Origin of the sequence: Zhihengliuella flava (assembly GCF_015751895.1) — a bacterium.
Lineage (GTDB): Bacteria > Actinomycetota > Actinomycetes > Actinomycetales > Micrococcaceae > Zhihengliuella > Zhihengliuella flava.
The window spans coordinates 1,011,408-1,034,799 of the sequence record NZ_JADOTZ010000001.1 but is presented as its reverse complement, the minus strand read 5'-3'; the positions used below and the strand labels follow the sequence as shown (position 1 = coordinate 1,034,799).

Annotated in this window: 21 protein-coding genes; 15 read left to right on the top strand and 6 right to left on the bottom strand. The window is 68.5% G+C overall.

The genetic code is table 11. The features are described 5' to 3' along the window. Positions 1-109: 109 nt before the first annotated feature. Together IW252_RS04795 and IW252_RS04790 are read left to right on the top strand one after the other, a co-directional pair. Positions 110-1,318, top strand: a complete 1,209-nt coding sequence (locus IW252_RS04795) for a sensor histidine kinase (RefSeq protein ID WP_196835521.1) — start codon at positions 110-112, stop codon at positions 1,316-1,318. Beyond that, entirely contained in the window at positions 1,315-1,917 is a 603-nt protein-coding gene (locus tag IW252_RS04790; protein ID WP_196835520.1) for a response regulator transcription factor, read from the top strand. The genes IW252_RS04795 and IW252_RS04790 overlap by 4 nt, the downstream gene beginning before the upstream one ends. Before the next feature lie 20 nt (positions 1,918-1,937). Here IW252_RS04790 and IW252_RS04785 read toward each other — a convergent pair whose 3' ends face one another. The 3 genes from IW252_RS04785 to acs form a co-directional block, all read right to left on the bottom strand. Beyond that, positions 1,938-2,975, bottom strand: coding sequence for a DUF2332 domain-containing protein (locus IW252_RS04785; RefSeq protein WP_196835519.1), 1,038 nt, complete (start codon positions 2,973-2,975; stop codon positions 1,938-1,940). An 11-nt stretch (positions 2,976-2,986) separates the two neighbouring features. After that, the gene (aroQ, locus tag IW252_RS04780) at positions 2,987-3,424 is read right to left on the bottom strand and encodes a type II 3-dehydroquinate dehydratase (RefSeq protein ID WP_196835518.1); all 438 of its coding nucleotides are present in this window, start codon (positions 3,422-3,424) and stop codon (positions 2,987-2,989) included. A gap of 65 nt (positions 3,425-3,489) precedes the next feature. Beyond that, on the bottom strand, positions 3,490-5,439 hold the full coding sequence (gene acs, locus IW252_RS04775) for an acetate--CoA ligase (RefSeq protein ID WP_408065780.1): 1,950 nt from the start codon (positions 5,437-5,439) through the stop codon (positions 3,490-3,492). 246 nt (positions 5,440-5,685) lie between these two features. On the opposite strand from acs, the gene nth reads away from it, so the two are divergent. After that, the gene (nth, locus tag IW252_RS04770) at positions 5,686-6,483 is read left to right on the top strand and encodes an endonuclease III (protein WP_231365903.1); all 798 of its coding nucleotides are present in this window, start codon (positions 5,686-5,688) and stop codon (positions 6,481-6,483) included. Continuing rightward, the gene (locus IW252_RS04765; RefSeq protein ID WP_196835515.1) at positions 6,483-7,190 is read left to right on the top strand and encodes an NUDIX hydrolase; all 708 of its coding nucleotides are present in this window, start codon (positions 6,483-6,485) and stop codon (positions 7,188-7,190) included. The genes nth and IW252_RS04765 overlap by 1 nt, the downstream gene beginning before the upstream one ends. Before the next feature lie 15 nt (positions 7,191-7,205). Here IW252_RS04765 and IW252_RS04760 read toward each other — a convergent pair whose 3' ends face one another. Further along, positions 7,206-9,014, bottom strand: coding sequence for a bifunctional 3'-5' exonuclease/DNA polymerase (locus tag IW252_RS04760; protein ID WP_331271443.1), 1,809 nt, complete (start codon positions 9,012-9,014; stop codon positions 7,206-7,208). Positions 9,015-9,192: 178 nt separating this feature from the next. Here IW252_RS04760 and IW252_RS04755 point away from each other — a divergent pair, with 178 nt between their 5' ends. From IW252_RS04755 to IW252_RS04725, 7 genes are all read left to right on the top strand, one after another. Further along, on the top strand, positions 9,193-10,317 hold the full coding sequence (locus IW252_RS04755; protein ID WP_196835514.1) for a hypothetical protein: 1,125 nt from the start codon (positions 9,193-9,195) through the stop codon (positions 10,315-10,317). Then, positions 10,314-11,489 carry a CpaF family protein gene (locus IW252_RS04750; RefSeq protein WP_231366253.1) on the top strand — a complete coding sequence of 392 codons (1,176 nt, stop codon included), beginning with the start codon at positions 10,314-10,316 and terminating at the stop codon, positions 11,487-11,489. The genes IW252_RS04755 and IW252_RS04750 overlap by 4 nt, the downstream gene beginning before the upstream one ends. Further along, complete coding sequence (locus tag IW252_RS04745) at positions 11,486-12,289, top strand: type II secretion system F family protein (protein ID WP_196835512.1); 804 nt, start codon at positions 11,486-11,488, stop codon at positions 12,287-12,289. Before IW252_RS04750 ends, IW252_RS04745 begins: the two co-directional genes overlap by 4 nt. Next, positions 12,253-12,843: a type II secretion system F family protein gene (locus IW252_RS04740; protein WP_196835511.1), complete on the top strand. Its 591-nt coding sequence runs from the start codon at positions 12,253-12,255 to the stop codon at positions 12,841-12,843. Before IW252_RS04745 ends, IW252_RS04740 begins: the two co-directional genes overlap by 37 nt. 145 nt (positions 12,844-12,988) lie before the next feature. After that, on the top strand, positions 12,989-13,276 hold the full coding sequence (locus IW252_RS04735; RefSeq protein ID WP_196835510.1) for a DUF4244 domain-containing protein: 288 nt from the start codon (positions 12,989-12,991) through the stop codon (positions 13,274-13,276). Next, positions 13,276-13,653, top strand: a complete 378-nt coding sequence (locus tag IW252_RS04730; protein WP_196835509.1) for a TadE/TadG family type IV pilus assembly protein — start codon at positions 13,276-13,278, stop codon at positions 13,651-13,653. The genes IW252_RS04735 and IW252_RS04730 overlap by 1 nt, the downstream gene beginning before the upstream one ends. After that, the gene (locus IW252_RS04725) at positions 13,646-14,053 is read left to right on the top strand and encodes an Rv3654c family TadE-like protein (protein ID WP_196835508.1); all 408 of its coding nucleotides are present in this window, start codon (positions 13,646-13,648) and stop codon (positions 14,051-14,053) included. The genes IW252_RS04730 and IW252_RS04725 overlap by 8 nt, the downstream gene beginning before the upstream one ends. On the opposite strand, the gene IW252_RS04720 is transcribed toward IW252_RS04725, so the two are convergent. Both IW252_RS04720 and IW252_RS04715 read right to left on the bottom strand, forming a co-directional pair. Beyond that, complete coding sequence (locus tag IW252_RS04720) at positions 14,050-16,335, bottom strand: DEAD/DEAH box helicase (RefSeq protein WP_231366251.1); 2,286 nt, start codon at positions 16,333-16,335, stop codon at positions 14,050-14,052. The two genes, IW252_RS04725 and IW252_RS04720, sit on opposite strands and share 4 nt — an antisense overlap. Before the next feature lie 74 nt (positions 16,336-16,409). Next, positions 16,410-17,075, bottom strand: a complete 666-nt coding sequence (locus IW252_RS04715; RefSeq protein ID WP_196835507.1) for a GNAT family N-acetyltransferase — start codon at positions 17,073-17,075, stop codon at positions 16,410-16,412. Between the two features lie 191 nt (positions 17,076-17,266). On the opposite strand from IW252_RS04715, the gene trhO reads away from it, so the two are divergent. From trhO to topA, 4 genes are all read left to right on the top strand, one after another. Continuing rightward, positions 17,267-18,166, top strand: a complete 900-nt coding sequence (gene trhO / locus IW252_RS04710) for an oxygen-dependent tRNA uridine(34) hydroxylase TrhO (RefSeq protein ID WP_196835506.1) — start codon at positions 17,267-17,269, stop codon at positions 18,164-18,166. 8 nt (positions 18,167-18,174) lie between these two features. Further along, positions 18,175-19,785 (top strand): DUF7059 domain-containing protein, encoded by a 1,611-nt coding sequence (locus IW252_RS04705; RefSeq protein ID WP_196835505.1) that lies wholly within the window; start codon positions 18,175-18,177, stop codon positions 19,783-19,785. A gap of 122 nt (positions 19,786-19,907) precedes the next feature. Continuing rightward, positions 19,908-20,552 (top strand): winged helix-turn-helix domain-containing protein, encoded by a 645-nt coding sequence (locus IW252_RS04700; protein WP_331271441.1) that lies wholly within the window; start codon positions 19,908-19,910, stop codon positions 20,550-20,552. Positions 20,553-20,643: 91 nt separating this feature from the next. Beyond that, a complete protein-coding gene (gene topA / locus IW252_RS04695; RefSeq protein ID WP_196835503.1) occupies positions 20,644-23,382 on the top strand; it encodes a type I DNA topoisomerase in 2,739 nt (912 codons plus the stop codon). Positions 23,383-23,392 lie beyond the last annotated feature (10 nt).

Genomic DNA, 23,392 nt, shown 5'->3' with positions numbered 1-23,392 from the left:
GTCCAGTTCACTCGATGCGGCACGTTCGTGGCAGTGCCGCGGTGTCACGGGGGCGCGGGAGGTTTTCACGCGGCCGCAGTGACAAATGTCATTGGCCTAAGCTGGCGGCATGCATCACCACCCCGTCTCGCCGCGCGCGCTCAGCACCATCTGGTGGTGGACGTGGGTCTCAATCGTGTTCTTGTACACCGTCCTCTACCTGGCGACCGCCGCCCAGCTGGCCCGCGCCTCCACATCGGGGGTCCTGCTCTCGATCCAACTGGCGCTCTTGCTCGCGGCGGCCTTGCCGGCGTATCTCAGCTCCCTCGAGTTCCGCCAGGGGCTGCCGGACGCCGGGCCGGTCCGCTGGCGCACGCTCGGGCCCGTGGCCGTGCCAGCGGCGCTCCTGGCCGCCTCAAGCTTCGTCGGCGGCGGATTGCCCGCGCTGATCCCCGCGTGGCTGGCCGTCTCCCATGTGGCCTGCCTGCTGCCGCGGGGACTGCGGGCCCGGGGTTTCTGGGGTGGAGCGGTGGCCGTGCTCGGGCTCGCCGCCCTCTTGATGCTGGTGACGCCTCCGGCGACGTGGTGGCCGCCGATGGGCGCCGCGGGACCCAACACCACGTCCATGGTGGTGTTCTATGTCCTCTGCGTGCCCTTGCTGGTGGTGGGATCCGTGTGGTGGTGGGACGCCGTGGAGCGGTTGCGGAGGGGCCGGGCGGCCGAGGCTCAGCTGGCCGCCACCCGCGAGCGGCTGCGTATCGCTGCCGATTTGCACGACATTCAGGGGCATCACCTGCAGGTCATCGCGCTACAGGCGGAACTCGCTGAGCGGCTCCTGGCCAAGGATCCGGCGGCGGCCGCCGAGCACGTGCGGACCGTGCGCGCTGCCGCGGCCGAGGCTATGGGGGAGACCCGCGCCGTGGTGAGCGGGTTGCGCACGGTGGGCTTTGCCGCGGAACTGGAGAATGCGGCCGACGTTCTGGGCGCCGCGGGGATCGACTGCCGTGTCACCGGATGGGGCCGCGAGCTGGTGGGCGAAGCACGTGAGGTCCTCGGCTGGGTCATCCGCGAGGCGTCCACCAATATCCTGCGCCATGCTCGGCCCACCCGCGTGGACCTCACCTTGGAAACACGGGGCGGCCGCGCGGCCCTCACCGTCACCAACGACGGCGTGGCGAATGCAGACACCGTGCCGACTCTGACGGGGCGCCACGGTAGTGGCCTCGCTGGTCTGCGCGATCGTGTCATGGCGGCCGGCGGCACCTTCGCCGCCGCCCGCGAGGGCGAGCGGTTTGTGGTGCGGGCGGAGGTCCCTGCGATGAGTGAGGTACGCGGATGATCAGGATTCTCTTGGCGGACGACGAAGACCTGATCCGTGGCGCCCTCGTCGCGCTGCTGAATCTGGAGGACGATCTGGAGGTGGTGGCGAGCACGGGCGATGGGGCGAGCGCGCTCGACTTGGCGATCACGCACCGGCCGGACGTCTGCGTCTTGGACTTGGAGATGCCCCCGACGGACGGCGTCGTCGTCGCCGAGCAGCTGCGCCGCCACGTGAAGGCCAAGTCACTGATCGTCACCCGGCACGCTCGGCCCGGGGTGCTGCGCCGGGCCCTCGGGGCCGGGGTGGACGGGTTCGCACCCAAATCGATGCCGGCCGAGGAATTGGCGCGCGTGATCCGCGACGTGGCCGCCGGTAAGCGGTACGTGGACCCGGAGATCGCTGCGAGCGCGCTGAGCGGACAGAAGTGCCCGCTGAGCGAGCGGGAGCTGGACGTCCTCCGCGTAGGACGCGACGGCGCCCGGATCTCGGCGATCGCGGCCCAGCTGCACTTGGCGGAGGGCACTGTCCGGAACTACGTCTCCGCCATTCTGGCGAAGCTCGACGTCGCCACCCGCCAGGAGGCTGCTCACCTCGCCTGGGAACAGGGGTGGATCTAGCCGGAGGCGGCGCCGCAGCCCTAGATGTACTGTCCGTCCTCTGGCCAGGATCCGGCGCTGAAACCGTCCGCCACCCAGTCGATTTCCGCGCCGTGCTGATGGGTGTGGGCTAGCGGAACGCCATCGAGCGCGAGCGTAAAGACGCCCTCTCGTTCGCGGGGCACGGCAATGTCCGCATCGGTGGCGGCAGACATGAAGAACCCTTCGTTGGCCACCCAGCGGCACGGCAGCGAGGTCACCAGCTCCGTGAAGCGCTCCCGGAGGTCAGGCGGCAGGTAGGCGATGACCGCGGAGTGGTAGACCACGGGTGTTTGACCTGCCGGAACCCGGCTGACGAGCCGCTCCAGTTGGTCCATCAGGTCCCCACGGACCAGCTCGAGTCCGTCCAGCGACGCGACGACGTCGAGGCCGGCCCGCAAGCGCTCCAGGCGCCGCGTCTGGCCGGGCCACACGAGGCACTCGAGCCAGCGGCGGGTGGCCGGATCCGCGGCGTCCAAGGGGTTGAGATCGACGCCAACCCGGCTGGCGATCTCCGGCAGACGCGTGGGCAGAGGCACGCCGCCGCGGGTCGTGCACGGCAACAGTGGGGCGCCTGCGGTGAGGTTCTCCGCCCCGAGGACCTCACCGTCGTCGTACTGATACGCGTAGCGGTCCGGGACGAGGCACAGCCCGGCCGAGGGGCCGAGCTCGATGAGGGCCAGCGGCTGGCCGCTCTGCCGCTGGATGTGCTCGAACACGGGCAACAGCGTGGCGCAGCGGGCGGATTCGTTGGTCTGCGTCATGCGGGAGCGGGCCTCGGCGGCGATCGCGTCCCACCGTTGAAGCGCGAAGGCCTTGAACTCCTCGAAGCCCGCATCCGGGCAGCCGCAGAAGCGGGCCGCGGCGAACACCAGGTTGGGCTGTTGCTTCGAGGTCGGCAAGCTGCCGATGCGCTCGAGAAGTTCGGGCGAGGCCGCAACGCCCTCCGCCCACTCGGCATAGAGCGGGGAGTGGGCGGGGAACCAGACGCGCGCGTACTGAGTGTACTGGCGCTGGGTGTCGGCGTACGGCGTGGTCATGGGCGGCGTCGTCAGGCGGTCAGCGCGTGGGCCAACTGCGCGATGCCCAGGCGGTACCCGTTGGTCCCCGCGCCCACGATCACCGCCGCGGCCACGGGAGAGATGTAGGAATGGTGCCGGAAGGACTCGCGTTGGTGCACGTTGGAGAGGTGCACTTCCACCACCGGGAGCTGGATTCCGGAGACGGCGTCGGCCAGGGCGATGGAGGTGTGCGTGTAGGCGCCGGGGTTGAACACGACGCCGGCGTGGACGCCGCGCGCGTTGTGCAAGGCGTCGATGAGAGCGCCTTCGTGGTTGGACTGCTCGAACGCGACGTCGAATCCGTGCTGCGCCGCTTCGGTCCGGCAGAGCTGCTCCACGTCGGCGAGGGACTCATGCCCGTAGATCTCCGGCTCGCGCGTGCCAAGAAGGTTCAGATTGGGGCCGTTGAGGATCAGAATCGAAGCCATGTCAGTACCCTACACACGCGGGTGGCCCCGCCCGAGAGAACCGGGCGGGGCCACGCGTCATGTTTCTACTTGCGCATGTCCTCGGCGATCTTGGTCATCACTGTCGGGTCCGCCAGCGTGGTGGCATCGCCCACCTCGCGCCCCTCGGCGACGTCCTTGAGGAGGCGGCGCATGATCTTTCCGGAGCGCGTCTTCGGCAGTTCCGGGACCACCAACACGTGGCGCGGCTTGGCGATCGGGCCGATCTGCTGGCCAACGTGGCTGCGGAGTTCGGCGACGATGTCGTCGCCCTGCTCGACGCCGCCGCGGAGGATGACGAACGCGACGACCGCCTCGCCCGTGGTCGGATCCTTCGCGCCGACGACGGCGGCCTCGGCCACCTTCTCGTGGGCCACGAGCGCCGACTCGATCTCCGTCGTGGAGAGTCGGTGGCCGGAGACGTTCATGACGTCGTCCACGCGGCCCAGGAGCCAGAGGTCGCCGTCCTCGTCGTACTTGGCCCCATCGCCAGCGAAGTACATGCCATCAAACCGGGACCAGTAGGTCTCCTTGAAGCGTTGCGGATCGCCCCAGATGCCACGCAGCATGGACGGCCACGGCTCCCGGATGACCAGCAGGCCGCCTTGGCCGTGTTCCACGGACTCGCCCATTTCATCGACGACGTCGATCGCGATACCGGGCACCGCGACCTGAGCGGCGCCGGGCTTCGTGGCGGTGACGCCCGGCAGCGGCGCGATCATGTGCGAGCCGGTCTCCGTCTGCCACCAGGTGTCCACGATGGGGGCCGGGTGGTCCTTCTTTTCGCCGTTCTTCCCCGCGTTGCCGCCGATGACGTCGCGGTACCACATCCACGCTTCGGGGTTGATGGGTTCGCCGACGGTGCCCAAGACGCGCAGCGAGGAGAGATCGTATCCGTCCGGGATCTCACGGCCCCACTTCATGCAGGTGCGGATCGCCGTCGGGGCCGTGTAGAGCAGGGAGACCTTGTACTTTTCGACGATCTCCCACCAGATGCCCTGATGCGGGCTATCCGGGGTGCCCTCAAACATGACTTGGGTGGAGCCATTGATGAGCGGGGCATAGGTGACGTAGGAGTGACCGGTGACCCAGCCGACGTCGGCCGTGCACCAGTACACGTCCGATTCGGGGTGTAGGTCGAAGGTGTCCTTGTGGGTTGCCGCGGACTGGACGAGGTAGCCGCCGGTGGTGTGCAGGATGCCCTTGGGCTTGCCCGTGGTGCCGGAGGTGTACAGGATGAACAGCGGGTGCTCGGCGTCGTGCGCTTCGGCGGTGTGCTCCTCGCTGGCGGCGGGAACGACGTCGTGCCACCACCGGTCCAGGTCCGCGTTCCACGCGGTCTCCTCGCCATTGCGCTTGACTACCAGAACGTTCTCCACGGAGTGGCCGGGCGCCGTGAGGGCTTCGTCGACGGCCGGCTTGAGGGTGCTCGGCTTGCCGCGCCGCCACGTGCCGTCCGCCGTGACCACCAGTTTGGCTTCGGCGTCGTCAATGCGCGAACGCAGCGCGTCCGCAGAGAACCCGCCAAAGACCACCGAGTGGATGGCACCGATGCGGGCGCACGCCAGCATGGTGATCACGGCCTCGGGGATCATGGGGAGGTAAACCGCCACGCGGTCTCCCTTGGAGACGCCCAGAGACTCGAAGGCGTTCGCGGCCTGCTTCACGGCCGTCGTCAGCTCCGCGTAGGTGTAGGTCGCCGAATCGCCCGTGGCGCCCTCGAAGTAGATGGCGACCCGGTCCCCGTGACCGGCCTCCACGTGACGGTCCAGCGCGTTGTAGGCCGCGTTGACCTTGCCGCCGACGAACCACTTGGCCACCGGGGCGTCGGACCAGTCGAGGGTTTCAGTGAAGTCGGTATCCCACGTGAGGACCTCGCGCGCTCGGTCGGCCCAGTAGCCGAGGCGGTCGGCTTGAGCGCGCTCGTAGCGCGAGGCATCCGCCACGGCGTGCGCGGCGAAGTCGGCGCTGGGCTCGAAAGCGCGGGTTTCATGCATGAGGTTATCCAGCGTGGAGGACGTATCCGTCACGTCGAGTCCTTTCAATCGCGGTGAAACTGACATGAGTCTGTGTCACAGGTTACACATCCGCACGCCGCAGGCTGTGCCGGGGGTCACATTGGGCCGATGGGTGGGCCGTTTTCTGCGGTAAGCGGTCGGCCAGTGGCACCCACGTGCGCGGGGCCGGGTACCGATAGGCTCGTCGGGAGTGAGTTCCGTCGATTGACCGCAAGGAGTCCGCCCATGCCAGCCGCCGCCAGTCCAGCGCCGAGTGATCTCGCGCTGAAGCGCCGTGCCCGCAAGACCTACCGCGAGCTCGTCGAGGCGTACCCGTACGCGGTGCCGGAACTGGACTTCAGCAACCCGTTCGAGCTTTTGGTGGCCACCGTTTTGTCCGCGCAGACCACGGACGTGCGCGTCAACGCCATTACTCCAGCTCTCTTCGCGCGTTTCCCGGACGCGCAGGCGATGGCCAGCGCCGATCCCGGTGCGTTGGAGGAGATCATTCGTCCCACCGGTTTTTATCGAGCCAAAGCCAAGAATCTGCTGGCGTTGGCCCAGCGATTGGTGGACTCCCACGGCGGCCAAGTCCCACCGCGTCTTGCGGACCTCGTGAAACTGCCGGGCGTGGGTCGCAAGACCGCGAACGTGGTGCTCGGCAATGCGTTCGGGGTCCCGGGAATTACCGTCGACACCCACTTCGGTAGGCTCGCCCAGCGCTTCGGGTGGACCCAGGAAACTGATCCCGTCAAGGTGGAACACGCGGTCGGGGACCTGTTTGAGAAGCGGGACTGGACCATGCTCTCCCATGTGGTGGTCTTCCATGGCCGGCGCGTCTGTCACGCGCGTAAACCGGCCTGTGGTGCCTGCCCCGTGGCCCACCTATGTCCCTCGTTTGGGGTGGGCGAGCCGGAACCGGTGGCCGCCCGCAAGCTGCTGAAGTACGAGCTGGCGCCCGGCCGTCAAGAATTGTTGGAGCTCATGCGGGCGGGCCGCACCCGCCGCGAGTTGCGGGCCATGGGCTACGGGCTGGACGCGTGATGACTCGGTTGCCCGCGGCCCGCGCCGCGCTCGAGAGTCTCGCCGCACGGCATGCGGAACTGGCCGCTGCCGGGCAGGCCGACCCGCGCCTGCCGTCGTCGTGGCGGTTTGCTCGCCCCGACCCGGCCGGGCTGCGGCACGCAGCGGTCTTGATCCTCTTCGGCCGGCTCGACGACCAGCCAGCCCACAACCCGCATGAGGTGGTGCCGGAGGACTTGGATGTGTTGTTTGTGCAGCGGGCCGACACCCTGCGCCAGCACGCCGGACAGGTGGCCTTTCCCGGCGGCAAGGTGGACCCTGGGGATGACGGGGCCATTGGCGCCGCTCTGCGTGAGGCGGAAGAGGAAACCGGCCTCGATCCGGCTGGCGTCGACGTCATCGGCGAGCTCAACGAAACCGAGCTTCCCGTGAGCAACTTTCTGGTGACTCCGGTGCTGGGATGGTGGGCGCGGCCGTCGGCGGTCGGCGTCGTCGACCCCGGTGAGTCCGCGCACGTGTTTCGGGTCCCCGTGGCGGATTTGCTGGACGCGCGCCACCGGGTGAGCGCCGTCGTCGTCCGTGGCGAGAACAGGTATGCGTCTCCGGCCTTTTCTGTCGATGACACGCCACTCATTTGGGGGTTTACGGCCATTGTGCTCTCGCGCCTATTTGATGAGTTGGGGTGGACCCTGCCCTGGGATGCAACGCGGGAGCTGCGCGTGAACTAGGGCCGGGGTCGCGGCCTACTTGGCTTGATCGTAGGAATCGACCACGACGACAGAGACCGGCGTCTCCACGAGGTCATGCCGGAACACGAGCTCCGTGGCCGTCGCCGCCGCCTGCTCGACGATCTCCACCACGGTGCTGACCTGTTGTTCGGGTACATGCAGCATGACTTCATCGTGGAGAAAGAACACAATCCGCGAGCTGAGATCCGGTAGGCGCTGGCGCAGACCGAGCCGGATCTGGCCCAGCCAGCACAGCGCCCACTCGGCGGCGGTTCCCTGCACCACAAAGTTGCGGGTGAATCGCCCGCGCGTCCGCGCCACCTGCTCGGCCCGTTGCTGCTCGGCAGCGCCGGCGTCGAGCGCGCCCGCGGCCCGATGCGCGGCCACGAAGGCCTCGTCCGGGCCGGGGCTGCCACGTCCGAGGAACGTGGCCACCGTGCGGCCCGCTTCGCCTGCGCGCGCGGCGGCATCGATCAAGCCCACCGCGTCGGGGTAGGTGCGGCGCAGCTGGGGCATGAGCCGTCCCGCTTCCCCGCTGGTTTGCCCGTACATGGCGCCCAGCATTGCGAGCTTGGCATCGGCCCGGTCTCCGCCAAAGCCTCGATTCGCCACCGCTTGATACAGATCGCTCCCCGTGGAGGCGATGGCCAACGCCTGATCCTGACTCATCGCGGCCAGAATGCGCGGCTCGAGTTGCGCCGCATCCGCGACCACCAGCCGGTGGCCGTATTCCGCCCGCACCGCAGAACGCACCGTGGCAGGAATCTGCAAGGCGCCGCCGCCGCGGGCCGACCAACGGCCCGTGACCACTCCGCCGACCGTGTAGTCCGGCCAAAACCGATTCTCCCGAATCCACGCATCCAACCAGGCCCACCCGTTGGCCGTATAGAGCCGGGAGAGTTTCTTGTAAGCCTCGAGGGCCTCCAGCGCGGGATGGTGATACTCCGCCAGTTCCCACGCGCTGGTGCTCTTGGCGTCAATCCCCGCGCGGTGTAAGGCCCGCAGTACCTCCTGCGGCGAATCTGGGTTGAGCCGCGGCGCCTCCAGCCGCTGCCGGAGCTCGTCGGCCGCCGCTTCCAACCGCGCGGGGCGGTGTCCCTCGGCCGGCCGTGGGCCGAGTTGCTCGGCGAGCAACTCCAGATGCCTCTGGCGATCCCACGGCATGCCGGTAGCCCGGATTTCCGCGGCGATGAGCGCACCCGTGGACTCGGCGGTGAGAAGGAGGTGCAGCTTGCGCCCGGCGGGCGTGTTCGGCAGCGCGGCGCGTTGGGCGGCGAATTCAGCGGCCACCTGCTCGACCGGTGCGCCGCGCGGGGAGGGGGCGGCGAACAGGGAGCCTTGCGCGGGCGGAGCGGTGGGGGAGGGGGCGGCTTGATCGAGCGCGTCATCCGGCGCTGGCGCGTTGGCGGCGTACTCACCGGCCTGCGTGACCGGCGAGCGCCGCAGGATCGTCCGGCTGAGGCCGACGTCCCAGCACTTAGCCAGCGTCATCGAATCGGAGAGGAACATGCCGTACCAGTAGCGGGTCGATTCCCAGACCCAGCGCGCCCCGCGCCCCTCGCCCCACGTGACGAGGTCTCCAATGTCTTGATAGCTAAAGCGCATCGGGGCAGCGAGCGGGCGGGCATCCGGCCCGAGGAGGAGGACGACGCCGGCCGGCTCTTCCTCGCTGAAGTCCCCGGCCGCGCGCAAGGACTCCTTCTGCGACCGGTTGTTGGCCGAGGCCGCCTCGCCGCGCAGAGCGTGCACGTCGAAGTCGCGGGCCTCGCCGGTGGCGGCGGTCGCGACGGCGATGAAGGCGGGACGAGGCATTGGCGTGGGCACGTCTCTTATTGTGGCAGGCGCCGAGCACACAGTGGGCGGGCCCGTTCATGCTCGACGGCGCGTGGTCGGCGCCGCGGGGCGAGCACTCGGCGTCCACATGGCCGCGAGCGGGCGGAGGTGTCCACAGGCGGGTCCGCGGCCCTAGTGCCGGGCCGAGGAGTGCCCTCAAGGTGGCGGTATGAGCCTGCAAACCTTCATCCCCCAGCCGCCGGGTGGACTCAGCCGGGTGCCTCAGCGCGCCTCTTCCGTGTTTCACGAGCCCGAGTCTCCGCCGGCGGCCGGTACGGCTGACCAGCCGCCAGCCGCATGGTTGGTCAGCCGAGATACTCGACTCATCGACCAGGTCGCCTTGATTGCCGCGGCGGCGGGCACCGAACTGTTGGTCGGCGAGGTGGCGCAGGAAGCGCAGCAGAGGGACGCGGTGGTCATCGTCGGCCACGATCAGCTCGAACGCGTCGGCCAGCTGACGGCGGCTGCCGTCATCCTGTTGGGTTCGGTCGAGCACGCTGACCAGCTCTGGCAGGCCGCGGCCCGTCACCCCGGGGCCCGCGTCGCCGTCGTACCGGAGGCCGCCGCCTGGCTCGGAGAGTACCTCGGCGAACGGGGCCTCCGGCAGGGAGCCGGAGCCGTGGTGGAGTTTTCCGGGCTTACCGGCGGCGCGGGTACGACGACGCTGGCCCTTCTCACGGCAAGCCTTGCAGCAGCCGCTGGCCGGAGCACGCTCCTCATCGATGCGGACCGCGCGAGCTCCGGCCTCGGCCCGGCGCTGGGTCTCGCGGGCCGCGACTCCGTGGGGCTGGGCTGGCAGGACATTTCCTCCACCGTCGGGCGGGTCCCGGGCCGGCAACTTGCGGAGGTGCTGCCGCAGGCTGCGGGCTTCTCGTATCTGACGTGGGCAGCGCCGGGCGATGCGGTCAGGCCGCAAACGCTGGCCGAGGTCATGGCAGCGGCGCGTCAGGCCTTCGAGGTCGTGGTGGTCGACGCGGGCCGGTGCCGTGTGGGGGCGCCTCGCGGGGATGCCGAAGCGCCCGCGGACGGTTCGATCGTCGTCGTGCCCGCCGAGCGAGCGTGGGCCGTACCGAAAGCGGTGCGCGTGGAGGGCCATCACGCGGCGGTCGTGGGCGCCCTGTCGGGCGGGCAGGATGTTCCATCCATTGCGGCAGCAGCGGGGCTCGAGCCGTTGTTGCACGTGCCTCGGCTGCGGCGGCTGCAGCACGTGGCGGAGGTCGGGGTTCCGGCCGCCGCGCGGACGCGCGCGGTGCGCCGCGCGCTTCGCCCGTTGGAGGCGTGGTGGACCGCATGAAGCGCCCGCTGGATACTCGAATTCTCGAATTGGTGAGGACGCGGGCGCTCGAGCAGGGCGGCGTCCTGACGGGCGCAGATGTCGCGGATGCCGTCCGCGCCTCCGGGCTCGTCGTCGGCAGCGGCAGTGCGAGCGAGGTGATCCGGCTGCTCCAAGAGGAGCTGACCGGCCTGGGACCGTTGCAAGTCCACGCGGACTCGGTCGCCGTGACGGACGTCTTGGTCGATGAAGCCGGCTGGGTGTGGACGGACGGCGCTGACGGTCTGACCCGTCAGCCCGATCAATTGAGTCCGGAGGACGTGATTCGTTTGGCCACCCGCTTGTTCACGTCGTGTGGTCAACGGTTGGACGAGGCGGCGCCCTACGGCGACGTCGTCGTCGATCATTACCGTATTCATGCCGTTCTCCCACCCATCGCGGCCGCCCCGCTGCTGTCCATTCGAGTCCGCCGCACCACGTCCGCCCGGCTGGACGAGTTGGTGGGTGACCACGATGGCTGGTCCGCGGTGTTGCGTGCGCTGGTGACGTCCCGAGCCAACTTCCTGATTTCCGGTGGCACGGGAAGCGGTAAGACGACGTTGCTCTCGGCGTTGCTCGCCGAAGTGGGGCCCGCGGAGCGCCTCGTGATCTGCGAAGATGCTCGCGAGCTCGCACCAGCGCATCCGCACGTGATTGGGATGCAGACCCGGCCCGGCAATGTCGAAGGCGCTGGGTCGGTGGGGCTGAGCGAACTGGTGGCCGAATCCTTGCGTATGCGCCCGGACCGATTGATTGTCGGTGAGTGCCGCGGGGCCGAAGTGCGCGATTTTCTTGCGGCGATGAACACGGGCCACGATGGCGCCGGCGGCACCATCCATGCCAGCGGCGCCGAAGCGGTTCCCGCCCGTCTCTTGGCCATGGGAGCCCTCGCAGGTATGTCGCCGGAGTCCACCGCGGTGCAGGCGGCGAGCGCGATCGACTACATCGTGCACCTACGCGCCGGAGCCCCGCGGGGACCGGCACAGCTGGCCGCGCTCGACCTCGATGACACTGCGGGACAGGCCCGGCTGAGGATTCGTCCCCTCGCTGTGGACGAGGACGGGACGCTGGCCAACGTTCCCGGTGCCGAGGCGGCCCTTGATGCATTGCTCGGCGCGTCCGCCGCGACGCCGGCACGGAGGACGCCCGCATGAGTGCGGAACTCATCACGGCCGGGCTCTGTGTCGGCGCCGCCGTCTGGCTGGTCTGGCCCACGCGTGGCCTGACCCGCGCCCCGAAGCGTACTGACCGGCGCGTTCACAGCGTGCAAGGTCGGATTCGTGGGCCTCGTCGGCGAGCCGCTACCGAGGCTCACTCATCGATCACTGACCATGCGCAGGCCCTCCGCCAGCTGGCGGCCCTGTACGACTCGGGCAGCCCGCCGGTGCGCGCATGGGAACAACTCGCCCTCGCGTGGCGCTCCACCGCTCGCTCAGACCCCCACGATGCGACGCCGGGGGTCAGGCGTGAACCACGGCAAACGAGGGCCGGAGATCCCGCCGCCGTCGCTGCGCGGGATATCGCGTCGGCGGCAGCGGCCGCGCGCGCTGCGACCGTGACCGGCCTGCCGTTGTCCTCCGGCCTTGCGCGCCATAGTGCTGAGGCCGATGGCGCATGGATCCGCGTGTGGGAACGGGTGCGCTGGTGCAGTGAACTCTCCGAACGCACGGGGGTCGCGATGGCTGGCCTGTTGGAGTGCGTGGCCGATCAGCTCGAGGCCGAACAGGACGCAGAGCGAGCACGCGCCACGGCGCTCGCCGGACCGCGGACCACGCATCGGCTGTTGGCCTTGCTGCCGCTGTTCGGGGTGGCGCTCGCCGGCGTCCTCGGCGCAGATCCGGTGGGCGTGCTGCTCACCGAGCGCGCCGGTCAGATCGCCGGACTCGCGGGACTCGGATTGTGGGTAGGGCACTGGTGGTGGAGCCGCCGTCTACTCCAGCGGGCCACGGGATGATGGCCGTCGTCGCCACCGTGCTGGCAGCACTCGCCGTCTGGGTGTGGGCGACTCCGCCGGGCGCCTTTGCACGAGATCGCCGACGGACCGGGCTTCGTGGCCCGATGCTCCCGGATCGCAGTGCGCAGCGGACCGCACGACCCGTGGAGACGGGGCTCCTCCTTGAACTCGCGGCGTCGTTGCTGGAGGCAGGCCAACCGGTGCCCTCCCTGCTCGCGCACCTCGGCGACGTCGTGCCCCAAGGGGAGCAGCTGACGCGAGTCGGCCGCGCTCTGGAGCTCGGCCTGTCGTGGGAACGAGCCTGGGCGGGCACTGACGCCCGGCTGATCCAGCTCGCGAGGGCCTTGGGTTTTGCCCACAGTTCGGGGGCGGCCGCCGCCCAGCTGATCCGCCGGGCGGCAGTGGAACAGCGGCGAGCGGAGGCACGAGAAGCACAACTGCAGGCGGCGCGACTGGCCGTTCGATTGGTGGTCCCGCTGGGCCTGTGCGCCCTCCCAGCATTTATCTGTTGGGGCATAGTCCCGCTCGTGGTGTCTATGATGCCCGACCTCTGAGCGGGGCGGGTGACTAGCTATCCACACGGCGAGCACGTCCGGCAGTTTTCCAGACCTCGACCCGTGACTCTTGGTCCGCCGTCCGCGCCGAAGAACAGTGGAAGTGGGCCGTGACAGGTCCACCACTTCACACGAAAGGAACCGCATGAAAACGCTCACCGCAGGCCCCTCGCCAGAGGACGAGTGGCTGGACTTTGACAACGTGGTCTCCCTCGGGGACTACCGCCACCGCGACGCGGAACGTCGCGAGAGCGACGAGGACCCGGAGTGGGCCCCAGAACGGCTCACCCGTGAGTCGGGCATCGCCACCGCCGAATTTGCGATCGTCACCTTTGGCGCCGTGGCTTTTGCTGGACTCCTCGTGGCGATCCTCTCGAGCGGAGATGTCAGCGACATGCTGCTCGGACTGGTGACGAAGGCCTTGGCAGGCTGATGTCCCGTTCTCGACTCGTGACGCGAGCGCGTACCGAGCAGGCGGGCAGCAGCACGGCGGAGTTCGCCGTGCTGCTGCCCGTGCTGGTACTGCTCATGGCCGCGGTCTTGGCCTGTGGCACGGCTGGCCTCACCGCCGTGCAACTCGAACAGGGAGCGCGGGCCGCGGCCCGGGAACTGGCCCGCGGGGAAGGGGACGACGTGGTGCGAGCTGCCGGCAAGGAACCGGTCTGGAGTGAGACGACGGTGGAATTACGCCACTCGGCGGGACAGGCCGCCGCCCACCTGACGACCACGATCGAGGTTCCGCTCATCGGCGTTCGGGTGATGACTCTGGAGGCCGAGGCGTCGGCCCGCACGGAGGCTGTCCATGACTAGGTTCAGCGACGATGCCGGAGGCGGCACCGCGCTCGGCCTCGCGCTCACGGCCGTGCTCGTGTTGGCCGCGGTCTCCGTGCTCGGAGTCTCCCACGCCGCCGTGGTCCACCAGCGGACCACGACGGCCGCAGATCTGGCCGCCTTGGCCGCCGCGGATGCGGCCCGAGGCCTCGCCAGCGGCGAACCGTGCGCTGTGGCCGCAGCGGTGGCCAAGTGGCACGGTGCGGACCTCAGCGAATGTCTCCAGCGCGGGCAGATCGTGGACGTGACCACGTCCATTCCGTGGGCTGCGAATTTGCCGCTGCTTGATGCGGCCGGGCTCGCTGCGCATGTCACAGCACGAGCCGGGCCGCCGCCAGCCTGGGGAGTGGACCCGAGCGGCGACGTTCGGCCGAATTAGTCCTGCGCGTCGCGGAGCAGACGCGTCAACAACGTTTCGGCACCCGACTTGGAGAGGGGATTGTTCTTATTGCCGCACTTCGGAGACTGCACACAGGACGGGCACCCGGACTCGCATTCGCACGCCTGAATCGCACCGAGCGTCGCATCCAGCCACGCAACGGCCTCGTGATATCCGCGCTCGACGAACCCGGCGCCACCGGGATGGCCGTCGTAGACGAAGATCGTCGGCGATTCGGTGTCCGCATGGATGGCCGTGGAGACGCCGCCGATGTCCCAGCGGTCGCTCGAGGCCACGAGCGGCAAGAGGCCGATCGCCGCGTGCTCGGCCGCGTGCAGGGCCCCCGGAATGTCGGAAGCCGGCAGGCCTGCCGAGAGCATCTCTGCCTCCGAAATCGTGAACCAGACGGCCTTGGTGTGCAGGTCCCGCGGTTCCAGGTCGAGCGGCTCCTCGCCGAGGATCTCGTTGCTGGAGATGGACTTGCGCTGGAAGCCCACCACTTGGGTGGTGACCCGCACATCACCAAAGTGGACCCCCACGCTGCCCCACGCGCGGCTCTTCGTTTCCTCGAGCACCTCAACGGTGGTGATGTCGCGGGCCTGCGTGTAGTAGTTCGGGTTCGCCCGGCGGACTAACACGCAATGGTCCTGCTCGTTGAGTTCCTCGACCAAGTAGCTGGCCCCCTGATGCACGTACACGGCGTCTGGGTGAGCTTGGTAATGGGTTTGCGGAGAATCCATCGTCCCTAACAACGTGCCGGTGTCGGCCTCGATAATGCTGACCGGGCCGCCGCCGTCGGCGCGAAGATTCACCATCGCGGCCGCAGACTCGGGGTGGGTCCAGTACCAGCCGGAGGGGCGGCGCCGGAGGTAGCCCCGCTCCACGAGCCGCTCCATCAGCGCGTCGGCGCTGGGGCCGAACAGGGGCACATCGTCCGGCCTCAGGGGATGTTCCGCGGCCGCGGCACACAGATGCGGGCCCAACACGTAGGGATTCTCCGGGTCGAAGACCGTCGCTTCCAGGGGGGCGTCGAAGATGGCCTCCGGATGGTGCACAAGATAGGTATCGAGCGGGTCATCGCTGGCAACGAAGACGGCGAGCGCATCTTGACCGGCGCGGCCAGCGCGTCCGATCTGCTGGAAGAACGAGGCCCTCGTGCCCGGCCACCCAGCCACCAGCACCGCATCCAAGCCGGCGACGTCGATCCCGAGTTCCAGCGCCGGGGTCGACGCGATGCCGAGGAGCTCACCCGAGCGGAGCTTCGCTTCCAGTTCACGGCGTTCCTCAGGCAGATAGCCGGAACGATACGCGGCGACCCGCCCACGCAGTGCGGGATCAACCTCGTCCAGCATGCTCTGGGCGATACGGGAGATCGTCTCCGCGCCGCGGCGGGATTTGATGAACGCGATGGTGCGGACCTGCTGGCACATCAAGTTGGTCATGACTTCGCTGGTCTCAGCGATCGAGGTGCGTCGCCGAGGAGCCCCGTTCTCGCCCGGAAGATCCGTCAGCGGTGGCTCCCACAGGGCGACCGTTTTGGCCCCGCGCGGGGAGAAATCGTGGGTTACCTCCGTGGCAGTGTCCCCGATGAGGCGGCCGAAGGACTCCGCTGGCGCGGCGCTGGTGGCGGAAGCACCGATGAAGACCGGGTGAGAGCCGTAATGCTCACACACCCGGCGCAGTCGCCGGAGCAGGTTGGCCACGTGGGAGCCAAAGACGCCGCGATAGCTGTGCGCCTCGTCGATGATGACGAAGGCGAGGCGCTTGAAGAAGCGCGACCACCAGCCGTGGTTCGGCAAGATGCCGTAGTGCAGCATGTCCGGATTGGCCAGGACCACGTTGGCGTGGTCGCGGATCCAGCGACGCTGCGTTGACTCCGTGTCGCCGTCGTAGGTCGCCGCCCGAACGTGTGGAACGGCAAGGGCTTCGATGGCGGCCAGCTGGTCCGCGGCGAGGGCCTTGGTCGGGGAGAGATAGAGGACGGTGGCGCCATCCCCATTCGGGGCCGCACGTGCCGCCGAGACAATGCGGCTGAGCGCCGGCAGCTGGTAGGCGAGGGACTTGCCGGAGGCCGTTCCGGTGGCGAGGATGACGTGTTCGCCCGCGTGGGCCGCGGACGCGGCCTGCACCTGATGTAGCCACGGCTCGTGCACGCCGAGGCGAGCGTAGGCGGCGACGACGTCTTCCGCCGCCCAGTCGGGCCACGGCCCGCAGACCGCTTCGGCGGCGTCAATGACCCGCGTATGGCGGAGCGACTCCGGGGCGTCGCCGCGGCCGATCAGGGGGACGAGGGATCCGTACCCAACGTCGAAATCGGTGACGGCTGGCCGGGAGGCAGGGCGGCGCTGCGGCTCGTTCAGTGTTGCGCGGCCTCCACGGTCACCATGGAGCCCAGCGTGGTCCACCCGAGATATCCGTAGAGGCCTTGGCCGTCGACGGTGGCAATCAGTAGGCCCTCGGAGACGTCGTGCTCGAGCGCGAGTGCGGCGAGAGCGCGCATCACCAGTGAGCCGAGACCGCGCCGGCGGTAGTCCTCCGTGGTGACGATCCGGTCAAAGACGGCATAGTCCTCCACCACGGTGACGTGGCCGCTGGCTGCCACCAGCTCCGGGGCGTCCTCGACGTGCACGGAGACATACGCCCGCGTGCTGTCCCGTTCGGTTTGCAAGGTGAACCCGTCCGGGCTGATGGGTTCCTCGACGTCTTGGCCCCCCATGTCCGTGACCATGAGGACCTCGTCGTTCTTGCGCACGCCCAGCCGGGCGGCATGTGAGGCCTCGGCGAAGCGATCCGGGGAGTCGACGAACGCGGTCAAGAGGCGGGATGGGTGCTTGTGCAGTGTGTCCGAGATGGCGACGAGTTCCTCATCGCTCGGCTCGTGGATCACGTATTCCCAGTCGCCGATCGTGTCGTGCCGGAGCGCAGCGTGGATGCGGCCTTCGTGCCGGCTTTCGTAGCCACGGCCCGAGGCCCACCCGGTCAGCCAGGTCCCGATCAGTTCATCGCTCGCAGAGGATCCCATGCTGTGAAGACTACCCGGCGCGCTGCCGATGCGCACGAGGGTGAAGTCAACTGTTGCAGTACAGTAACCCGGCCGTCATCAGGGCAGACACCGCCGTTCGCTCTGCGTGGTCCACGGTGTGCTCAGGGACACCATGGACGAGTCCTCGGCGGGCATCCGTCCGCCGGAAACGGGTCGGTACCCTTAAGGGCGTGTCTGTGAACCGAATCGTCTTGTTCTACGCTTTCGCCCCTGTGCCCGATCCGGAGGCGTTGCGCCTCTGGCAGCGCTCTCTGCTGGAGCAGCACGGCCTCCGCGGACGGGTGATCATCTCGCCGCACGGTATTAACGGAACCGCGGGCGGAGAGATCACGGCCGTGAAGGCCTACGTCAAGGCCACCCGGCAGTACCCGGCCTTTAAGAAGATGGACATCAAGTGGTCGGCCGGATCGGCCGACGACTTCCCACGGATCTCCGTCAAGGCACGTGAGGAGATCGTCTCCTTCGGCGCACCGGAAGAGCTCGAGGTCGACGCCAACGGCGTGGTCGGCGGCGGGACCCACCTGCGCCCCGAACAAGTGCACGAGTTGGTGGATGCCAAACGAGCCGCCGGCGAAGAGGTGGTGTTCTTCGACGGCCGCAACGCGTTCGAAGCGCAGATTGGCCGGTTCAAGAACGCGATTGTCCCCGACGTCGAGACCACGCACGACTTCATCGCCGAGCTGGATTCGGGCAAGTACGACGACCTGAAGGACAAGCCGATTGTCACCTACTGCACCGGCGGAATCCGTTGTGAAGTGCTCTCATCCCTGATGGTCAAGCGCGGCTTTAGCGAGGTGTACCAGCTGCAGGGCGGAATTGTGCGCTACGGCGAGAAGTATGGTGACGCGGGCCTGTGGGAGGGTTCGCTCTACGTGTTTGACCAGCGCATGCACATGGAGTTCACGCCCGACGCCGTCACGATCGGCACGTGCGTCGGCTGCGGTACGGGCACCAACAAGTTCGAGAACTGCGCCAACCCGGCCTGCCGGAACCTGCGCCTCTTCTGCCCCGACTGCGCCGCCAACGAGGAGCTGCGCCGCTGCCCCGACTGCCAGGTAGTGGCCTCGTGAGCCCGGCTATGACACCTGTGAGCACCGCCCAGGACCGGCTCGACGCGCTCGCCGACGACCTGGCGGGTGTCCGCTACTATGCCGATGACATCACCGAGCTGATCGGTGCGGAAGCGCACGAGGCGCTCGGGCGGGATCAGCCGATTCCGGCACGCCTCGCCCTGGCGGATCTTGAGGCCGGTGACCCGCGCGCTCAACTCGCCGCCGTCGTCGACCTGTTCTTAACGGGCGGCACCGTGCCCGCAGTGCGGATCGACGCGGCCCTGCCGCGCACCGGTGCGGCCGGGCTCCTGGCGCTGGGGTTGGCCGAGGTTGGCCTACCCGAGGCGCTCGATGAGGGGGAGGATGACGACGCTGCGGTCACCGTGCGCGCCGCCGTGGACCTGCGCCCGCACGCCTCCGACGCCGACGCGGAACTCTGGGTCGCCTCCGATCTGTCCGCCTACCAACGACCGGGCATGTTGCGGACCGACCACGTCCTCGGCATCGGTCAGGCCTCGCGCACGCTCGCGCAGACCACGGCCCGCCGCCCCGTCCGGCGTGCGTTGGATGTGGGCACCGGCTGCGGCATTCAGACCTTTCATCTGCTCTCCCACGCAGAGCACGTGGTCGCCACGGATGTCTCCGAACGGGCGCTGGACTTCGCCCGCTTCAACCTGCTATTGAACCACCGGGCCTTGGGGATCGACCCGGCGAACCTCTCGGCGCGCGTGGACCTACGGCTGGGCAGTCTGCTGGAACCGGTCGCTGGGCAGACGTTTGACCTGATCGTGTCCAACCCGCCGTTCGTGATCACCCCGCGCCGTGAGGGCGAGCGGGAGGAGGAGCGGTACACCTACCGGGACGGTGGGCTGCCCGGGGACACGCTCGTCGCCCATCTGGTCTCCGAGCTGCCGGCCTACCTGAACGACGGCGGCACCGCCCAGATGCTGGCCAACTGGGAAGTGCGGCGTGAGGCGCAGGCGTGGTCCGATGGCCCCGCCGCATGGCTGGCCACCGGAGCAGCGGCCGAGTGCCAGGTCGAGGCGTGGTTCATCCAGCGGGATACGGAAACGCCTCAGCAGTACGCCGAGGTCTGGCTTCGCGACGCGGCCGAGGGGCGGGATGCGCGCCACTACGAGCGCCAGTACCGGGCGTACCTCGAGGACTTCGCCTCCCGTGACGTGGCGGAGATTGGGTTCGGCATGGTGTGGCTTCGCCGCCCGTCGGGGGAGGGCCGCGCCGTCGGGCGCCGGTTCGAGGAGATCACCCACCCCATCGAGCAACCGTTGGGCCCGCACCTCGCGGCGGCCATCGCCGCGGCTGATACGCTGCCCGGCGACCTAGGCTCCGTGCACGCCGTCGTGGCCGACGACGTCACGGAGGAGCGGCATCAGCGCCCCGGCGCCGAGCACCCCGGGGTCATTCTGTTGCGCCAGGGTGCTGGCCTGCGCCGCACTCACCTGCTGACGACGGCGGAGGCTGGCCTCGTCTCGGCTTGCGACGGGGAGCTCACGCTGGGTCAAATTGCCGACGCGATCGATGCGCTGCTCGGCGAGGACGATCCGGAGGCCAAAACCCGCCTGCTGGAGGGGGCGCGCCGACTTATTGTGAACGGTTTTCTCACTTTGGTGCGCTAGAGGCGCTATGGTTTTCGGATATGACCCAAGACACGTATCGGCCCGCGCCCCAGCGCACGTCCCTGAGCCTTGGGGACGCTGTGGCGGGGCACGGCCGGGCAGAGGAGCGAAAGGGGACTTCCGTGGCCGCCGGTAAAAATGAGCACGCGGTGGTCATTAATGACCCGCAGGCGATTCGGGCGCTCGCCCACGAGGCCCGGCTGGAGGCGCTCGAAGAGCTCTTCGCGTCGCAGGCCAGCCGGACGGCCACGGAGCTGGCGTCCCGCTGCAAGCTGACCCCGAGCGCCATGAGCTATCACCTCCGCGCCCTCGAAAAGTACGGGTACGTGCGCCGGGCCCCCAGCGAGGGGGACGCGCGGGAACGGCGCTGGCAGGCCGCCGGTGACCGGCTGGTCGTCGAGTCCTTTAATCAAACCCCGTCCGCCAAGAGCGCGTTCCTCAATGTGCAGCTTGGCGCGTTCCGTGAGCGCCTGGCCGCCGAGGTGTCCCGCCGCGAGGCGGAAGCCAAGGCGGGGATCGAGCCCCCGGCGGATCGGCATCCGGTGATGACGACGGGCATGGTGTTCCTGTCCGAGGAGCAGCGGGAAGAGTTCATCAGCCGCATGTACAACCTGGTCCGGGAATATGAGGCCCTGGCGGAGCCGGAGGAGCGGTCCGTGGACGCGCAGCGCGTCTATTACATGCTCTCCCTGCTGCCCGAGTTTGAGCAGGCCAGCCCGGGGACCGCGGGGCCAGCGCAGCACAAGCCCGGCTTGCCGAAGAGGTAGAACGCGCTAACCTAGTGCGAGTATTGAGCCAGCGGTGCCTGCTAGGGGCGCCGTCGTCCGAGCTCGAACCCGGCCGTTAAATAGGAGTGTTGTGCCCGCCAAGGCGAAGGAAAAGACCGGCAAGAAGCTCGTCATCGTCGAGTCCCCGGCCAAGAGCAAGTCAATCGCCAAGTACCTCGGCGAAGGCTTCGTCGTGGACGCCTCCGTGGGCCACATTCGTGATCTGCCGCAGCCTTCCGAGCTGCCCAGCGACCTGAAGAAGACGCCGGTGGGCAAGTTCGCCATCGACCTCGAGAACGACTTTGAGCCGTACTACGTGGTGAACCCGGACAAGAAGAAAAAGGTCTCTGAGCTCAAGAGCGCGCTGAAAGAGGCCGACGAACTCTACCTCGCCACCGATGCCGATCGCGAAGGCGAGGCCATCGCGTGGCACCTGCTCGAGGTCCTCAAGCCCAAGGTGCCCGTGCATCGGATGGCCTTCACCGAGATCACCAAAGAAGGCATTAGCCGCGCCCTCGAGAACATTCGTGAGATCGACACGGACCTTGTCGACGCTCAGGAAACCCGCCGGGTCTTGGACCGGTTGTACGGGTATGAGATTTCCCCGGTGCTCTGGCGGAAAATCGCCCGCGGACTCTCCGCGGGGCGTGTGCAGTCCGTCGCCACCCGCCTGGTCGTCGAGCGAGAGCGGGAACGCATGGCGTTCCGTTCCGCCAGTTACTGGGATTTGACCGGTGAATTCGCCACCACCGCGGGCGAGTCATTCAAGGCCAAGCTCTCGGCCGTGGACGGTTCACGCATCGCCTCCGGACGTGATTTTGATGACAAGGGTCAGCTGAAGGCCAAGGCGAGCGGTGACGTCGTGCTCCTCGAGCAGCAGGCGGCCGAGACCCTCGCTGAGGGATTGACCGGCGCGGAGTTTGCGGTCACGGGGATGGAGACCAAGCCGTACACGCGCCGCCCGGCGGCGCCGTTTACGACGTCGACCCTGCAGCAGGAAGCCAGCCGCAAGTTGCGCTGGTCCTCCCGCATCACGATGCAGATTGCGCAGCGGCTGTACGAAAACGGCTACATCACCTATATGCGTACCGACTCCGTGGCCCTGTCGAGCGAGGCCATCGGGGCCGCCCGCCGGCAAGCCAAGGAACTGTACGGCGACGACTTCGTGCCGCAGAAGCCCCGCTACTACAAGGGCAAGAGCGAGAATGCCCAGGAGGCCCACGAGGCGATCCGCCCGGCCGGTGATTCCTTCCGCCGTCCGCGCGATGTGCGCAGCCAGCTCTCCGCGGACGAGTTCAAGCTGTACGAGCTGATCTGGAAGCGCACCGTGGCGTCCCAAATGGCCGACGCCAAGGGCTCGACCGCGTCCGTGCGCCTCACGGGGACGGCCACGGACGGCCGGAGCGCCGAGTTTGCCGCGTCCGGAACCGTCATCACGTTCCGCGGATTCATGGCCGCGTACGAGGAAGGCAAGGACGTCACCGAGGAGGAGCGAGAGGCCAGCGACGCCGAGCGCCGCCTCCCGCAGTTGGCGGAGGGAGACGCGCTGCAGGGAGCGGAGATCGAAGCCAACGGCCACGAGACGACGCCGCCGGCACGCTATACCGAGGCCTCGATCGTCGCCGAACTGGAGGCGCGCGAGATTGGACGGCCCTCCACGTACGCTCCGACGATTTCCACCATCATGGATCGCGGCTACGTGAGCAAGCGTGGGTCCGCGCTGGTCCCAAGCTGGATCGCCTTCTCCGTGGTGCGCCTCCTCGAAGAGCACTTTGGCCAGTACGTCGACTACGGTTTCACTGCCGCGCTGGAAGACGACCTGGACGAGATCGCCAAGGGCCACAAGGGCCGCGGCGCGTGGCTGAAGCACTTCTACTTTGGCGACGATGGCGTGCGGGGACTGCGGGACGTCGTCGACAACCTGGGGGACATCGACGCCCGGGCCATCAATTCCATCGAAATCGCCGATGGCATCGTCCTGCGCGTCGGCAAGTTTGGCCCGTACCTCGAAAAGCCCGTGGCCGCGGACGCTCCGGAGGGGACGGCGCCGCAGCGGGTCAACGTCCCCGAGGACTTGGCGCCGGATGAGCTCACCGCCGAGAAGGCGATTGAACTCATGGAGAATCAGGGGCCGGACGAGCTGGTCCTCGGGACGGATCCGGAGTCGGGACGCACGATCGTGGCCAAGGACGGACGCTACGGCCCGTACGTCACCGAGGTCATCGAGGAGATGACGGACGAAGAGCTCGAGGCGATGCCCACCGAGTACTACAAGAACGGTAAGCCGAAGCCCAAGAAGAAGCCGGCCAAGCCGAAGCCGCGCACCGGCTCGCTGTTCAAGTCCATGTCACTCGACACCGTGACGTTGGAGGACGCGCTCAAGCTCCTGTCCCTGCCGCGCGTGCTGGGCGAGGACGAGGAGGGCAAGCAGATCACCGTGCAGAACGGCCGATTTGGTCCGTACCTGAAAAAGGGCACGGACTCGCGCTCCATTGAGTCCGAAGAGCAGATCTTCACGATCACTCTGGACGAGGCTCACGCGATTTACGCGCAGCCGAAGCAGCGCGGCCGTCGGGCCGCGGCCCCGCCGCTGGCGGAGTTCGGTGAAGATCCGGCGTCCGGCAAGCCGATCGTCGTCAAGGATGGTCGGTTTGGGCCGTACATCACCGACGGCGAAACCAATATCACCGTTCCCCGGAGCTCCTCGGTGGAGGAGCTCACCCGTGAGCGCGCGGTGGAACTCTTGGCGGAGAAGCGGGCCAAGGGGCCGGCCAAGCGTTCAGGCGCCAAGAAGACGGCGACGCGCAAGACCCCGGCGAAGAAGAAGTAGCCGCGGAAGG

What these genes read in the sequence shown, in the direction of transcription:
- IW252_RS04795 (WP_196835521.1), top strand. Translation starts at nt 110, where the DNA reads ATGCATCACCACCCCGTCTCGCCGCGCGCGCTCAGCACCATCTGGTGG.
- IW252_RS04790 (WP_196835520.1), top strand. Translation starts at nt 1,315, where the DNA reads ATGATCAGGATTCTCTTGGCGGACGACGAAGACCTGATCCGTGGCGCC.
- IW252_RS04785 (WP_196835519.1), bottom strand. Translation starts at nt 2,975, where the DNA reads ATGACCACGCCGTACGCCGACACCCAGCGCCAGTACACTCAGTACGCG.
- aroQ (WP_196835518.1), bottom strand. Translation starts at nt 3,424, where the DNA reads ATGGCTTCGATTCTGATCCTCAACGGCCCCAATCTGAACCTTCTTGGC.
- acs (WP_408065780.1), bottom strand. Translation starts at nt 5,439, where the DNA reads ATGCATGAAACCCGCGCTTTCGAGCCCAGCGCCGACTTCGCCGCGCAC.
- nth (WP_231365903.1), top strand. Translation starts at nt 5,686, where the DNA reads ATGCCAGCCGCCGCCAGTCCAGCGCCGAGTGATCTCGCGCTGAAGCGC.
- IW252_RS04765 (WP_196835515.1), top strand. Translation starts at nt 6,483, where the DNA reads ATGACTCGGTTGCCCGCGGCCCGCGCCGCGCTCGAGAGTCTCGCCGCA.
- IW252_RS04755 (WP_196835514.1), top strand. Translation starts at nt 9,193, where the DNA reads ATGAGCCTGCAAACCTTCATCCCCCAGCCGCCGGGTGGACTCAGCCGG.
- IW252_RS04750 (WP_231366253.1), top strand. Translation starts at nt 10,314, where the DNA reads ATGAAGCGCCCGCTGGATACTCGAATTCTCGAATTGGTGAGGACGCGG.
- IW252_RS04745 (WP_196835512.1), top strand. Translation starts at nt 11,486, where the DNA reads ATGAGTGCGGAACTCATCACGGCCGGGCTCTGTGTCGGCGCCGCCGTC.
- IW252_RS04735 (WP_196835510.1), top strand. Translation starts at nt 12,989, where the DNA reads ATGAAAACGCTCACCGCAGGCCCCTCGCCAGAGGACGAGTGGCTGGAC.
- IW252_RS04730 (WP_196835509.1), top strand. Translation starts at nt 13,276, where the DNA reads ATGTCCCGTTCTCGACTCGTGACGCGAGCGCGTACCGAGCAGGCGGGC.
- IW252_RS04725 (WP_196835508.1), top strand. Translation starts at nt 13,646, where the DNA reads ATGACTAGGTTCAGCGACGATGCCGGAGGCGGCACCGCGCTCGGCCTC.
- IW252_RS04715 (WP_196835507.1), bottom strand. Translation starts at nt 17,075, where the DNA reads ATGGGATCCTCTGCGAGCGATGAACTGATCGGGACCTGGCTGACCGGG.
- IW252_RS04705 (WP_196835505.1), top strand. Translation starts at nt 18,175, where the DNA reads ATGACACCTGTGAGCACCGCCCAGGACCGGCTCGACGCGCTCGCCGAC.